Annotated in this window: 16 protein-coding genes; 15 read left to right on the top strand and 1 reads right to left on the bottom strand. The window is 37.2% G+C overall.

Annotated features, from left to right (window positions below; all coding sequences use genetic code 11):
• Positions 1 to 36: 36 nt before the first annotated feature.
• The 7 genes from mnmG to QDN89_RS16465 all read left to right on the top strand — a co-directional run bounded on the left by mnmG (position 37) and on the right by QDN89_RS16465 (position 8,066).
• Positions 37 to 1,932, top strand: a complete 1,896-nt coding sequence (gene mnmG, locus QDN89_RS16495) for a tRNA uridine-5-carboxymethylaminomethyl(34) synthesis enzyme MnmG (protein ID WP_280771265.1) — start codon at positions 37 to 39, stop codon at positions 1,930 to 1,932.
• 25 nt (positions 1,933 to 1,957) lie between these two features.
• Positions 1,958 to 2,674 carry a 16S rRNA (guanine(527)-N(7))-methyltransferase RsmG gene (rsmG, locus tag QDN89_RS16490; protein WP_280771264.1) on the top strand — a complete coding sequence of 239 codons (717 nt, stop codon included), beginning with the start codon at positions 1,958 to 1,960 and terminating at the stop codon, positions 2,672 to 2,674.
• Between the two features lie 610 nt (positions 2,675 to 3,284).
• Positions 3,285 to 4,136 carry a nucleoid occlusion protein gene (gene noc / locus QDN89_RS16485; RefSeq protein ID WP_280771263.1) on the top strand — a complete coding sequence of 284 codons (852 nt, stop codon included), beginning with the start codon at positions 3,285 to 3,287 and terminating at the stop codon, positions 4,134 to 4,136.
• Between the two features lie 296 nt (positions 4,137 to 4,432).
• Positions 4,433 to 5,194 (top strand): ParA family protein, encoded by a 762-nt coding sequence (locus QDN89_RS16480; RefSeq protein ID WP_280771262.1) that lies wholly within the window; start codon positions 4,433 to 4,435, stop codon positions 5,192 to 5,194.
• Positions 5,187 to 6,053, top strand: a complete 867-nt coding sequence (locus QDN89_RS16475; RefSeq protein WP_280771261.1) for a ParB/RepB/Spo0J family partition protein — start codon at positions 5,187 to 5,189, stop codon at positions 6,051 to 6,053. The genes QDN89_RS16480 and QDN89_RS16475 overlap by 8 nt, the downstream gene beginning before the upstream one ends.
• Positions 6,054 to 6,193: 140 nt before the next feature.
• Positions 6,194 to 7,348 (top strand): aminotransferase class V-fold PLP-dependent enzyme, encoded by a 1,155-nt coding sequence (locus QDN89_RS16470; protein ID WP_280771260.1) that lies wholly within the window; start codon positions 6,194 to 6,196, stop codon positions 7,346 to 7,348.
• Positions 7,349 to 7,358: 10 nt separating this feature from the next.
• Positions 7,359 to 8,066, top strand: a complete 708-nt coding sequence (locus tag QDN89_RS16465; protein ID WP_280771259.1) for a DUF554 domain-containing protein — start codon at positions 7,359 to 7,361, stop codon at positions 8,064 to 8,066.
• Between the two features lie 127 nt (positions 8,067 to 8,193).
• On the opposite strand, the gene yyaC is transcribed toward QDN89_RS16465, so the two are convergent.
• Positions 8,194 to 8,814, bottom strand: a complete 621-nt coding sequence (gene yyaC, locus QDN89_RS16460) for a spore protease YyaC (protein ID WP_280771258.1) — start codon at positions 8,812 to 8,814, stop codon at positions 8,194 to 8,196.
• Between the two features lie 86 nt (positions 8,815 to 8,900).
• Here yyaC and QDN89_RS16455 point away from each other — a divergent pair, with 86 nt between their 5' ends.
• From QDN89_RS16455 to QDN89_RS16420, 8 genes are all read left to right on the top strand, one after another.
• Complete coding sequence (locus QDN89_RS16455; RefSeq protein WP_280771290.1) at positions 8,901 to 9,932, top strand: YkvI family membrane protein; 1,032 nt, start codon at positions 8,901 to 8,903, stop codon at positions 9,930 to 9,932.
• A gap of 83 nt (positions 9,933 to 10,015) precedes the next feature.
• The gene (locus QDN89_RS16450) at positions 10,016 to 10,222 is read left to right on the top strand and encodes a DUF951 domain-containing protein (protein WP_280771257.1); all 207 of its coding nucleotides are present in this window, start codon (positions 10,016 to 10,018) and stop codon (positions 10,220 to 10,222) included.
• Between the two features lie 377 nt (positions 10,223 to 10,599).
• Complete coding sequence (ychF, locus tag QDN89_RS16445) at positions 10,600 to 11,700, top strand: redox-regulated ATPase YchF (RefSeq protein ID WP_280771256.1); 1,101 nt, start codon at positions 10,600 to 10,602, stop codon at positions 11,698 to 11,700.
• Positions 11,701 to 11,984: 284 nt separating this feature from the next.
• The gene (gene rpsF / locus QDN89_RS16440; RefSeq protein WP_280771255.1) at positions 11,985 to 12,272 is read left to right on the top strand and encodes a 30S ribosomal protein S6; all 288 of its coding nucleotides are present in this window, start codon (positions 11,985 to 11,987) and stop codon (positions 12,270 to 12,272) included.
• A gap of 44 nt (positions 12,273 to 12,316) precedes the next feature.
• Positions 12,317 to 12,883 (top strand): single-stranded DNA-binding protein, encoded by a 567-nt coding sequence (gene ssb, locus QDN89_RS16435; RefSeq protein WP_280771254.1) that lies wholly within the window; start codon positions 12,317 to 12,319, stop codon positions 12,881 to 12,883.
• 46 nt (positions 12,884 to 12,929) lie between these two features.
• Positions 12,930 to 13,160, top strand: coding sequence for a 30S ribosomal protein S18 (gene rpsR / locus QDN89_RS16430; protein WP_280771253.1), 231 nt, complete (start codon positions 12,930 to 12,932; stop codon positions 13,158 to 13,160).
• 214 nt (positions 13,161 to 13,374) lie between these two features.
• Positions 13,375 to 13,560, top strand: a complete 186-nt coding sequence (locus QDN89_RS16425; RefSeq protein ID WP_280771252.1) for a YuzK family famiily protein — start codon at positions 13,375 to 13,377, stop codon at positions 13,558 to 13,560.
• A gap of 226 nt (positions 13,561 to 13,786) precedes the next feature.
• Positions 13,787 to 14,728, top strand: a complete 942-nt coding sequence (locus QDN89_RS16420; protein WP_280771251.1) for a YybS family protein — start codon at positions 13,787 to 13,789, stop codon at positions 14,726 to 14,728.
• The last annotated feature ends 5 nt before the right edge of the window (positions 14,729 to 14,733 follow it).

The following is a 14,733-nucleotide window of genomic DNA, read 5'->3' as shown; positions in this document are numbered from 1 at the left end:
CGACAACAGAGCAATAAAATAAAGGAGGAAATGGCGATGAGTTACCATGGTGGAGAATTTGATGTGATTGTCATCGGAGCGGGTCATGCAGGCGTGGAAGCAGGTCTTGCATCGGCTCGAATGGGCGCAAACACATTGATGTTAACATTAAATTTAGATGCAGTCGCTTATATGCCTTGTAACCCTTCTGTGGGTGGCCCGGCTAAAGGGATTGTTGTAAGAGAAATGGATGCATTGGGCGGCGAAATGGCGCGCAATATTGATAAAACTCATATACAGATGCGTATGCTTAATACTGGAAAAGGGCCAGCGGTTCGTGCATTGCGGGCGCAGGCTGATAAATTCTCCTATCAACACGAGATGAAACAAACGATCGAAGAGACAGAAAATTTGTTGCTCCGCCAAGGAATGGTAGAGGAATTAATGGTAGAAGATGGTGAGATAAAAGGAGTCATTACCCAAACCGGTGCGGAGTACCATGCAAAAGCCGTCGTTGTGACAACAGGAACATATCTACGTGGGAAAGTCATTCTTGGTGACTTATCCTACGAAAGTGGTCCAAACAACATGCAACCATCTGTAAATCTTTCCTATAATTTGAAAGATTTAGGATTTGAAATGGTTCGCTTTAAAACAGGGACGCCTCCTCGTGTTAATGGACAAACGATTGATTATACTCAAACGGAAATTCAACCTGGAGATGATGTTCCTCGAGCATTTTCCTTTGAAACAACGAAATTTATTACAGATCAACTTCCATGTTGGCTAACTTATACAAACGGAGAAACGCATGATTTGATTAATAACAACTTGAGTCGATCACCTATGTACTCAGGAATGATTGAAGGAACTGGTCCACGTTATTGTCCGTCCATTGAAGATAAAGTCGTTCGATTTAATGATAAACCACGTCACCAAATCTTCCTAGAACCAGAAGGTAGGAATACAAAGGAAGTCTATGTACAAGGATTATCTACAAGTCTACCTGAAGACGTTCAGCACAATATTTTAAAGACAATTCCAGGACTACAAAATGTACGGATGATGCGTCCAGGTTATGCAATAGAGTATGATGCGATCGTTCCAACTCAACTTTGGCCGTCATTAGAAACCAAGAAGATCAGTGGATTGTTTACTGCTGGACAAATTAACGGTACGAGTGGGTATGAAGAAGCAGCAGGACAAGGGTTGATGGCAGGTATCAATGCTGCAAGGAAAGTGCAGCACGCAGAACCGATGATTCTTGATCGTTCAGATGCTTATATAGGTGTATTAATTGATGATTTAGTTACGAAAGGGACAAATGAACCTTACCGTTTATTAACGTCACGAGCAGAATACCGGTTACTATTGCGTCATGATAACGCAGATCTTCGACTTACGGAAAAAGGGTATGATATTGGTCTTATCTCAGAAGAGCGTTATAATCGTTTTATTACGAAAAAAGAAGAAATCTCGGCTGAAATAAAACGTTTGGAAAAAACGATGATCAAAGTGACGGATGATGCACAAGAAGTAATGAAACAGGCTGGTGCTGCAGCATTGAAAGAAGCGTATCATGCAGATGTTTTATTGAAGAGACCTGAATTAACATATGCTGATATCATCAAATTAGCTCCAGCAGAGAAGGTTCTTGATGCAGATGTTGCTGAACAAGTAGAAATTCAAGTAAAATATAAAGGATATATTTCCAAACAATTAGAACAAGTAGGCAAGCTGAAAAAGATGGAAAATAAAAAACTTCCTGAAGACTTGGACTACATGTCGATCAAGGGAATTGCCATGGAAGCGAGACAAAAACTAGCGGAAGTTCGTCCACTGTCGATGGCTCAAGCATCTCGGGTTTCTGGTGTTAATCCTGCTGATGTATCTGTCCTACATGTATATATGGAACAAGGAAAGTTACAAAAAGTCGGTCAAACAGAAGCGTAAAGTGACCCAAAGAGGTGAAGATGAAATGAATGAAGCGCAGTTTCGTGATTCTCTTGAAGCAGAAGGAATTTTACTATCAAACGAACAAATGGCTCAATTCAACCGGTACTATGAAGTATTAGTTGAGTGGAATGAAAAAATGAATTTAACAGCGATTACGGAGAAAAAAGAAGTGTATTTAAAACATTTTTTTGATTCTATCACTGTTGCTTTTTATGATAAATTTGATAAATCGATGAACGTAATTGATATTGGGGCAGGAGCAGGTTTTCCAAGTCTTCCGTTGAAAATTTGTTTCCCACAGATTCATGTAACAATAGTGGACTCGTTGAACAAGCGGATCACATTTTTAAATGCGTTAGCTGAAGAACTGGATTTGAAAGGTGTTTCCTTTTATCATGATAGGGCAGAACAATTCGCAAAAAAGAAAGACCAACGAGAACAATATGATATGGCTATTTCACGAGCGGTCGCTAGGTTACCAGTATTGACAGAACTTTGTTTACCTTTTGTGAAGAAAAATGGTCGTTTCATTGCCATGAAGGGTGCAGGAGCGGAAGATGAATTAGCGCAGTCTTCAAAGGCAATCTCATTATTAGGTGGAAAATTAGAGAACAAGTATGATTTTCAACTACCGATTGAAAAAAGTGAGCGATCGATTATTGTAGTTAGAAAGGAAAAGAACACACCTAAATCGTATCCTCGAAAACCAGGAACACCAAACAAACAGCCGTTAATATAACCTTTTCAAAAGTTAACGGTGTTTGTAACAATAAGATGACCAAGGAATTGGGTAGAAAACGAATGAGAGTTATAATGAACGATGAGGTTTTAAGTTTTCTAGTTAAAACTTCATCGTTTCTACATAGATTGAAACAATCCCTTATTAAACTGATAGATTTCTATCTGAATCTATCAATTTATTATAGAAGATTTCTCCATTCTCACGTATACTATACATGCGAGGAAAATTATAACCGTATGAACGCTTAGTAACTTCGTTCTTCATGATGATTGTTTCACGTGAAACAATCATGGTTCAGTGACAAAGTCATATCATTTCTGTTTTTCAATAATGATATTGAAAAGACAAAGGCTAATCATTAGGCTCTAGTAAATCTTGTGTTGTTTTTAGAAATCACACTCGCTTGCCACGGACATCTCATTCCTTGGAAAAAATTATCCTTTGGGATCTTCAGACGATGATTTTCCCACAGGCGGCTCATAGATTTTTATGGAACGATAACAGAGCAAATACTTAAAAGAAAAAATTACGATTAATACACTAGCCATTGTTCTTTAAGGTATTTTTTTATGAAAAAGAGAGGTAGTTTTCTGAAGGTGGTGCCACCATGAAACAATCATTTTCTAAACTGTTTGGTCTTAATGAAAAAAACGAAGAAACAGAAGAAATTATTGTTAATGAAAAAGAAGAAGTACAACAAATTCCGATTATTGAAATTGTTCCAAATCGATATCAACCGAGAACGGTTTTTGTTGATGAAAAAATAAACGAATTAGCTAGGACTATTCAAACACACGGAATCATTCAACCAATTGTTGTACGTGAACGTAATGGTAAATATGAAATCATTGCTGGTGAAAGACGTTGGCGTGCAGTGACAAAATTAGGTTGGGAAACAATTCCAGCTGTTATTAAAGATTTTGATGATACAAAAACAGCATCCGTTGCGCTTATCGAAAATTTGCAAAGAGAAGGGTTAACTTCCATTGAAGAAGCAACAGCGTACTCAAAATTATTAGAACTCCATGGTTTAACTCAAGAAAGTTTGGCGCAGAGATTAGGGAAAGGACAGTCAACCGTAGCAAATAAGTTGCGACTACTTCACTTACCTACGTCCATTCAAGATGCATTGTTAAATCGCCAAATTTCTGAAAGACATGCTAGGGCATTAATAAGTTTGAAAGATCAGGAGAAACAAGAAAAACTTCTTTTTAGAATCATAGAAGAAGAATTGAATGTGAAACAAACGGAAGAAGCAATAAAAAAACTGTCTGAAGAGCAAGATCAACCGAAAAAGAAAAAACCAATACGAAAAGCTGTTTCTAAAGATACGAGATTAGCGATGAATACAATTCGTAAATCGGTTGATATGGTAGCTCAAACGGGAATGACGATTAATACAGATGAAGAGGAACATGAAGATTACTATCAGTTCACGATTAGGATTCCTAAGAAATAATTGTTATACGGAAGCAGAACCGTTTTCGCACTAGATGTGATTACGGTTTTTTCTTTGGATGTATATGGCACTAATCTCGCAATATATTCTATCAACAGACCTATTTAAAACTTTATATTTATAAACAAAACATAAAAATTTGAGACAAAGGTCATAAATAAATATTTTTACTTAACGATTTTCTCCACTTTTACGTTTTCGTGATAGAATAACAGAGAAGGAACATTTAGCATTACCATAAGAGATTAGTAGAAATAAACTATAAAATATGAGTTTGCAGTTAGGTAGGTGACAAGATGGGTAGAGTCATAGCCATCGCTAATCAAAAAGGCGGAGTAGGAAAAACAACAACATCGGTCAATTTAAGTGCTTGCCTCGCCCACGAGGGAAATAAAGTTCTTATTATTGATATTGATCCACAAGGTAATACTACGAGTGGGATAGGTGTTGATAAAGGTGAGATCGACGAGTGTATCTATAATGTGTTAGTGGAAGATCAAAAAGCGAAAAATGTCATTGTGCCAACAGCAGTGGAGAACCTATTTGTACTCCCGTCAACAATACAATTGGCTGGAGCAGAAATTGAGTTGGTTCCTACCATATCTAGAGAAGTAAGGTTAAAAAGAGCGATTGATTCTGTAAAAGACGATTATGATTATATTATTATTGATTGTCCACCATCACTAGGATTATTAACAATAAACTCCTTAACTGCTTCAGATGCCGTTTTGATTCCAGTGCAATGCGAATATTATGCTCTAGAGGGGCTTAGTCAACTTTTAAACACGGTTCGCTTAGTTCAAAAACATTTGAATCAAGATTTAGAAATTGAAGGTGTATTACTAACAATGCTAGATGCTCGTACTAATTTAGGGATCCAAGTCATTGAAGAAGTCAAAAAATATTTCCGGGAAAAAGTGTTTAAAACGATTATTCCAAGAAATGTTCGTTTAGGCGAAGCGCCAAGTCATGGAAAACCAATCATTACATACGATCCTAAATCTCGTGGTGCAGAAGTATATTTAGAATTAGCGAAGGAAGTGATGACGCATGGCTAGAGGATTAGGGAAAGGAATAGGTGCTTTTTTTCCTGATGCGGATGCCACCGAACAACTAGCGGATAATATTCAAGAAATTAAAGTTTCTGAATTACGTCCAAACCCTTATCAGCCTAGGAAAGTTTTTGAGAAAGAAGCCATAGATGAGCTGAAAGTTTCCATTGAACAACATGGAATTCTGCAACCACTTATCGTCAGAAAAAGTATTAAAGGTTATGAAATTGTTGTTGGTGAACGTCGTTTTCGTGCGGCAAAAGAAGCGAAATTAAAAGTAGTACCTGCCGTTGTAAAAGATCTTACTGAAGATGAAATGATGGAAATAGCGTTGATTGAAAACTTACAACGCGAGAACCTCAATCCATTAGAAGAAGCAAAAGCATATCAAAAGTTAATGGAACATTTGCAAGTCACTCAAGAAGAATTATCTAAAAAGCTTGGAAAAAGCCGCCCTTATATAGCAAATCATGTTCGTTTGCTACAACTCCCGCAAATTGCACAACAGTATTTATCAGAGGGGAAGTTATCGATGGGACATGCAAGAGCTTTGTTGGGGTTGAAAGATCGAAACGAGTTAACTTCATTAATACAAAAGGTGTTAAAAGAACGGATGAGTGTTCGTCAACTAGAGGAATGGATACAACGATCGAATGACAATGTTTCACGTGAAACATCAGATTCGACGAAAAAATCATTATCTCCATTTCTAAAAGACCGAGAAGCTACATTAAAATCTTATTTTGGTACGAATGTTCAAATTAAACAAGGACGGAACAAAGGGAAAATTGAAATTGATTTCTTTACTGACGATGATTTAGAACGAATCCTTGAGCTATTGCATTCCGAAGAAGACAAAATATAAAAATAACCTCATAATTAAATAGGTATGAAGTACAAGATGATTTTCCAACCACGGAGAATCGTCTTTTGTCTATTGGAAATCATAATTATGATAGTCTATAGGTGAAAGAAACGTTTAGTCAAGGTGAGAGGGGAAGAATGATGATTTATTTGGATCAAGCTGCGTCGAGTTTTCCTAAACCAACAACCGTCGCTGATGCGATGGTTAAAGCTGTGAATGAATATGGAGCGAATCCAGGGAGAAGTGGACATCAGCTTTCTAAGTGCGCTAGTGCCGTTATTGATAAAACAAGGGAAAAAGTCCAAAAAATGTTTCGAAATCAATCGGTAGATAGAGTTGTTTTTTCACTGAATGCTACAACAGCGTTAAATCAAGCCATTGATGGTCTTTCGTGGAAAAGGGGAGACCATGTTGTTGCAACCACGTTTGAACATAACTCTGTAAGGAGACCTCTGGAAAGATTGAAGAAAGAAAAGGGAGTACTCGTCGATTATGTAAGGCCAAACGAAGACGAAAAAACATGGGAAGAAGCTATTCTTAACAAAATTACATCAAATACAAAGTTAGTTATCGTAACTCATGGATCAAATGTTACAGGTGAAATTATTCCGGTTGAATCTATTGGAGTGAGCCTAAAAAACTCTGGAGTAATGTATTGTGTAGATGCATCACAAACAGCAGGTGTATTACCAATAGACATGGAGGCAATGAATATTGATATGTTAGCTTTCCCAGGACACAAAGGACTCCTGGGACCACAAGGAGTAGGCGTGTTACTGGTGAAAAACCATGTTAATCTTAGGCCTATAAATGTTGGTGGTACAGGTAGTCATTCTGAAGAACTTGAACAACCAAAAATATGGCCTGCTGGATGGGAAAGTGGAACATTAAACACACCAGGAATTGCAGGATTATTAAAAGGGATACAAGAAGTGGAGAAGAGAGGTTTATCAACAATTTTCGAACACGAAAAATCTTTGAGTATACATTGTATAAAAGGATTGAAGAAATTACCTGGAATCCATATTGTTGGACCCGGAGAAGAAGAGAACCGTTTAGGAGTAGTGTCATTTTACATAGATGGTGTTGATGGTTTAGAAGTGGCGATGATATTGGATGAACATTATCAAATAGCTGTAAGAGCAGGATTGCACTGTGCACCTTTGACACATGAATCATATGAGACAAGCGATAAAGGAGTGATCAGGGCAAGCTTTGGAATATACAATACAAAAGAGGAAGTGGACCAACTAGTAGCAGCAATCGAAGAAATAAAAGACGGACTCTTGGAATAGGGGCATACATATGGTTTTATTTGGCACACTAGTGAATGGCATTGCGATTATCATTGGTGCTTGGATAGGTGTTCGTTTAAAGCACGTATCCTTTGATATGAAAGAAACAGTCATGAAAGCAATAGGATTAGCCGTGATTGTGCTTGGATTCACGATGGCACTAGAAGGACAGCAATTTCTATTAATTATTTTTAGTCTTGCTATTGGCGGTGTATTAGGTGAGAGATGGAACATTGAAGGGAAATTAAATGAAGCAGGCAGTTGGTTAGAAAGGAGAATGAAAAACAATACGGATGGAAATTTAGCTGAAGGATTTGTTGCGGCGACGCTTTTATTTGTAGTTGGCGCAATGGCAATCATAGGAGCATTGGACAGTGGTTTTCGCCAAGACCATTCGGTTTTACTAACTAAATCCCTTCTTGATGGTTTTTCTTCGATTGTTTTTGCAGCTACTATGGGAATTGGTGTGATGTTTTCTGCATTTCCAGTTGTGTTATATCAAGGGACAATAGCCTTAGCTGCCACATTTATTCTTCAATGGTTACCAGAAGAATGGTTGGATTTGATTATAAGTGAGATTACTGCCGTTGGTGGGATTATGATTATCGGGATCGGCTTGAATTTACTTGGCATTCCAAAAATAAGAATTGCGAATTTACTACCAGCTATTCTATTAACTGTTATTTTAGTGTTAATTTATAGTCAATGGTTTAGTTGAAAACTCATAATCATGCAGGTCATACTAGATTTAATTTTTAATAAAGAGGAAGGAGTAGGACTGTTTTGTCCACTCCTTCCTCTTTATCATCCAAGGTAAATTAAATTTAGAACTCTTTCAGCAGCTTCTAATTGGAAAGACTTGTATCTTGAGAAGGGTAGAGAACACTTTGTCTATTCTCGTGCCAACAAGCAGCGCGCCAAATGGATCTAGACATACAGTCAGCCATATTCATCACGAGGGAGAGTCGTGTATTTTGGAGTACAAGCATCTCCATATATCCAGCAACATTCACAATACCGGTTAAATGAATATCGCCAATAGGGGGGAGTTTTTTTCTAACCGCAATACCAGGATGAACAGGACCATTGTTTACCGTCATATATCCAACGCTATCGGTTTTACCAAGACACGCATCAATAGCAATAACCCAAGGAGGATTTGCATCAGCTTCGAGTTTCTCGATTGTGTCTTCAAGGTTTTTCGCATGTACAGGAGAATCTAGTGATCCATGAATAGAAAAAAATGGGCAACGTTTCTCTAGAAGTTTTGTACCAACGAGAGGACCTAATGAATCACCAGTAGAACGATCGCTACCAATACAAACAACAGCAATAGGTTGATCAGGTAAAGTTGGTAATAAAGAAAATATTGCTTTTGCCATTTGTTGGATCATTAATGGCTCATCAAGATGGAATCGATAAGGTGGATTATTTTTTTCTTGAAAAAGTTGTCCAAAAACCATCATACAACCCTCATTTCCAAAATAGTAGTAACAGTATACGGATCAAATATGAGATCTATACGTCAAAGATGAGAAATAGAGGGATGATTTTGTGGAAGTCAGGATTAAAGTGGATGTTTTTAATCATTGGGACGATGATAGGAGCGGGCTATGCTTCTGGTAGAGAACTATGGCAATTTTTTGGATATGAGAGTGGACTAGCTATTCTAATATTTTCTGTGTTATTTTTTGTTTGCTGTTATGTCATTATGGATATTAGTTACAAAGAAAAATCTGAACATTATATCCCAGTATTAGAAAAACTAATGGGGAAAAAACTGACTAGTATGTATGATGGGATGATTATTTTGTACTTGTTTTCTACAACAGTGATTATGATTGCTGGGGGAGGGGCAACATTAGAAGTTCTTCATATCCCGTATTGGTACGGTGTCATTATTATCTCAGGATTACTCGTATTACTATTCATTTGGGGATTAAATGGCATGACATCTATGAATGCTGTGCTTATTCCATTACTTATATTGTTTCTTGTTGGAACTCTTCTTGTGTTTCAGTGGAATACAAACGGATTTAACATGGAATTCTCCATAGATAAGCAATCAAATTGGCCGGCTGCCTTTACGTTTACGGCTCTCAATATACTTCCACTCGTAGCTGTTCTTGGTGCAATTGGTAAAAAGATAAATCATCGTGGAGAACTCTGGATAGCGAGTTTAGGAAGTGCTATTTTATTAGGTACCGTTTCTCTTTTATATAACCAATCATTAATTAATGTTGCACAAGAAGTGATGGTCTATGAAATACCGTTATTTGCAATTTTACAAAACTATCCGTATTTTATGGTCTTGATCATGTCTGGATTACTTTGGGCTGCAATCTATACAACAGCAGCATCTGGTATGCTTGGTCTTTGTACAAGGTTTAAAGCATATTTGAATATACCATTTTGGCAGCTTTCGTCACTGTTACTCCTTTTGATGATTCCATTAACAACGATAGGCTTTTCAAAATTAATTAGTGTTTTGTATCCCATTTATGGATTAGTGAATTTATATATATTAGCAGCTATTATGCTATATCCAATTATTCATCGATTTGATGATGAATCTTTACCATGACAAGATTAATATAACCACTAGAGTTAAAGGAGTATTTTCATGTATACTAAGAGAAATAGTTTTTGATTAAGGAGAGAGGGTACATGAGCGACAAAATGTATGATTTGAACGATGTGGTTGAAATGAAAAAACCTCACCCTTGTGGAGAAAACAAATGGAAGATTATCCGTATGGGGATGGATATCCGCATTAAATGTGTTGGATGTGGCCACAGTGTAATGATCCCTAGAAAAGAGTTTTCCAAAAAAATGAAACGAGTCATTGAACGGGCTTCAGAAGAAAATATTTAAAACCTTCACCTATCATTAATAAAAGGTGGAGTTTTTTTACGGAAGTGTTTAATTACCCTAATATAATTTTAAGTTGTCATGGTAGTTTTGGTCTTGCTAGTTGCCATTTGAGTGAGAAGTCTCTATAATTATGAGCGGTGTAGATACGTATAAGATGGAGACAGTGGTTTAATGTTACGAATATAAGAGAGATCGGACCAACTAAGTTTTCAAACATAAGACTTGATTAGTAAACATGGTTGATATAGATATTTTTTAAGGTGGAAAGCTTATTGATTTTATTCACTGGACACAGGTTCAATAGGTTGAAGCAAAAAGACTATCATTAATCAACGAAATATAGGCTAATGGAGTCAAATATAAAGGGAGTATGATGAATGGCTTTAACAACTGGAATTGTTGGACTACCGAACGTAGGAAAATCAACATTATTTAACGCAATTACACAAGCAGGAGCAGAATCTGCGAACTATCCATTCTGTACAATTGACCCGAACGTTGGGATTGTAGAAGTGCCGGATCCACGATTAGACAAATTGACGGAACTAGTCGTACCAGACAAAACGGTTCCAACAGCATTTGAGTTTACAGATATTGCAGGAATCGTTGAAGGCGCAAGTAAAGGGGAAGGATTAGGAAACAAATTTCTATCACATATTCGTCAAGTTGATGCGATTTCCCATGTGGTGCGCTGCTTTAATGATGATAATATCACGCATGTCTCTGGAAGTGTAGATCCAATCCGAGATATTGAAGTAATCAACTTAGAGCTTATTTTAGCTGATTTAGAATCAGTAGAGAAGCGTATAGGAAAAGTTGAGAAAATGGCTAAACAAAAAGACAAAGAAGCCGTGTCTGAATATGAAGTGTTATCAAAACTTCGAGATGCCTTTGAAGATGAAAAACCTGCACGAAGTGTGGAATTTACGAAAGAACAGACGAAGATTGTCAAAGGATTTCATTTGCTCACATGGAAGCCAGTATTGTATGTAGCAAACGTTAGTGAGGACGAGCTTCTAGATGCAGACGCTAATCCATATGTTCAAAAAGTAAAAGAGTTTGCTGCAAATGAACATTCTCAAGTAATTGTCGTCTGTGCAAAAATCGAGTCGGAGATTGCGGAACTCGAAGGAGACGAGAAACAAGAGTTTTTAGAAGACTTAGGCATTGCAGAATCAGGTCTCGATCAATTGATCAAAGCAGCTTATCAATTGCTTGGTTTGGAAACGTACTTTACTGCTGGAAAACAAGAAGTACGAGCATGGACGATTAATCAAGGGACAAAAGCACCTCAAGCTGCTGGCGTTATTCATACAGATTTTGAACGAGGATTTATCCGTGCTGAAATCGTATCGTACGATGACCTTGTAGCAGCAGGGACGATGAGTATAGCGAAAGATCAAGGGAAAGTTAGATTAGAGGGTAAAGAATATATCGTTAAAGATGGAGATGTTATCCATTTCCGTTTTAACGTATAGAAATAAAGCAACAAAGACTTCGTAGAATGTATAGTAGACAACCATGCGATTATTTTCCCACCATGATGGATGAAAATGGCTATGCTGAGACGGCTGTATATTGCGAAGAAAATAGTACGAACAGAGCCGACCATTGTAGGTCGGCTTTTATCTTTTTTTCAACTTTCCTTGTACGTTACGAAATGATCTGTTATAATAAAAACTTGCGAGCAAAAGGAAACACATGCTTGCTCCTTGCTCTTTCTATAATGGGAAGGGCCTAGACCAAAAGGAGGTGACAGAATATGCGCAACTATGAAATTATGTACATTGTACGTCCAAACTTGGAAGAAGCGGCGACGAAAGAATTGATCGAGCGTTTCAACAAGATTTTAACGGACAACGGCGCAGAAGTGACTGAAACGAAGGAAATGGGTAAGCGACGTCTTGCTTATGAAATCGAGGATTTCACGGAAGGTTTCTACGTTTTACTTAAATTAAACGCAGAGAAGCCAGCCCTAGATGAATTCAACCGTTTAAGTTCAATCAATGACAACATCTTACGTTCACTTATTGTTCGTGAGGAAGAATAGAGACAGAATAATAGATCAAGATCACGTTCCGAGGAGGAGTTCGGATGATTAACCGTGTCGTTTTAGTTGGACGTTTAACAAAAGATCCAGAATTACGCTACACAGCCAACGGAATTGCAGTAGCATCTTTCACATTAGCTGTAAATCGCCCGTTTTCAAACGCACAAGGAAAGAATGAAGCAGACTTTATAAATATTGTCGTTTGGAGAAAGCAGGCCGAAAACGTTGCTAACTACTTGAAAAAAGGTAGTCAAGCAGGCGTAGACGGACGCATTCAAACACGTAGTTTCGATAATAACGAAGGGCGTCGTGTTTTTATGACTGAAGTAGTAGGTGACAGTGTTCAGTTCTTAGAGCCTCGTGGTTCTGGTGGAACTGGCGGTGGAGGAAACCAAAATGTTAGTCAAAGTGCCGGTCAAGGAAGCTATGGGCAGCAGAATGATAACAGCGGTTTTCAAAGCAATCCGAACCAAAACTCTGGTCAAGGTGATTTTGGTCAAGGAAATCAAGGAAATCAAAGAAATCAAGGCGGTCAAGGCAATCAAAATGACGATCCGTTTGCTAGTGATGGGAAACCGATTGATATTAATGATGATGACCTACCGTTCTAAAAACGGAGTTTATTCGTTTTAACAATAAATAGAAGGAGGGATATTTATGGCACGTCGCGGTCGACCAAAACGTCGTAAAGTGTGTTACTTTACTGTCAATAAGATTAAGCATATTGACTATAAAGACACAGGGTTGCTAAGCAAGTTTGTCTCTGAGCGTGGGAAGATTCTTCCTCGCCGAGTAACTGGAACTTCTGCTAAATATCAACGTCAGTTAACTCGCGCAATTAAGCGTTCTCGTACAATGGCATTATTGCCGTTCGTATCGGGAGAATAATGGTATACAAAAACACAGTAGCAAAACAGCTACTGTGTTTTTATGTGGCGAAAAGCTCAAGTATGGTTATTCTATTGTTAAAACGCTATAGGATTACGTTTTACATTTCTAATATAATATGTAGGATGTTTAGATTATTTTTTATCGTGGAATACTTCTCTATATCAGTAAATACTATTGGTGAATTTAAATGATACGATAGGAGAATTTGAATATGTCTGATGAAAACGTAAAATATACAGAGAACATGGAAAAGGCTTTGCAACAATCACATGGAATTGGCTATGAATCATATAAAGGTAGCCTAAAAAAGAAAGTTGAAGTAGAAAAAGCCCGTGAAAAAGACTATCGAGATAGTTTACAAGTAGAGAACGAATTAACACGTAAAATGAATCGCTAACCATAAGGGTTATTTTAAATGTTAAACAAGCTTCACTAAAAGAATAATAAACACTTTTAGTGAAGCTCTTTATAAATGGCTCCCCTAATATCAGAACGTTATAAGTAAATGATAGAAGAAGCGGTCAGTGTTACATACTGATCGCTGATTTTTTTGTTGTTTATGATGTGTTCATGCTAAAATATAGATTGGTGCACGTAGAATGGTTGAAATGAGGGACGAATGAATGGAAGAAGAAACACCGAATTTAATCAAAGAGGGAGCATTCTATTTAGGGATATATTTACTTTTAATGTTAATGACATTGTTGATCCCAGTTGTTGGTCTCATTAGCCTCTTTTTATTATCTATACCATTTATATTTTTCACGAAAAAACATGGATTAAAAGCAGGGGGATCATTAGGAATCCTGGCTTTCTTCATTACCTTTTTAATATTAGGACCAATAGCTTTGCCGCTATCATTGATTTTTGTAGTAAGTGGTGTTGTGATTGGTGAATGTTACCGTCGAAAAAAGACTGCATTCGGAGTATTGTTAGGGGGGGCACTTACTTACATTGCTGGTTTTGTTTTGATATATGTTGGAAGTATCGTTTTATTAGATGTGAATCCAATTCAAGAGTTTCAAGGAGCTATGCTGGAATCAACAGAAGTGGCAGATGAAATGATGTTAATGATGGGTGTTGAGGAAGGTGTCGTGCTAGAAAGTGTAGAAGAATTTATTGATGGGTTACTAGTCATTACTCCTGTATTACTCATTATCATTGGAGTTGTGTTTGCCTTCATTGTTCAATTCATCTCGGCGTTCCTTCTAAAGAAGAAAGGCTACGATATAGAAAAATTCCCACCTTTGAGAGAATGGGGATTCCCAAAGGCGTTTATATGGTATTATTTATTTACCTATTTGATTATAATGATAGGGGTAGAAGAAGGAACAGCTCTATATACTGTAACAGCGAATCTTACACCGATTTTATATATCGTGATGGCTATTCAAGGGTTTGCACTAGTGTTTTATTATTTTTATCAAAAGCGCGTGAACACTGCGATTCCCGTGATTATCGTTGTGATTTCATTTCTTTTTCCGATTTTCCTTCATATTGTAAGAATCTTAGGTATAATTGATTTAGGTTTTGACTTGAGAAAGCGGATGAATGCGCAGAAGTAGGAGTT

It is taken from the genome of Salipaludibacillus daqingensis, from assembly GCF_029891575.1.
GTDB lineage: Bacteria > Bacillota > Bacilli > Bacillales > Salisediminibacteriaceae > Salipaludibacillus > Salipaludibacillus daqingensis.
The sequence above is the reverse complement of the archived record's forward strand: the minus strand, read 5'-3'. Positions and strand labels throughout refer to the sequence as shown.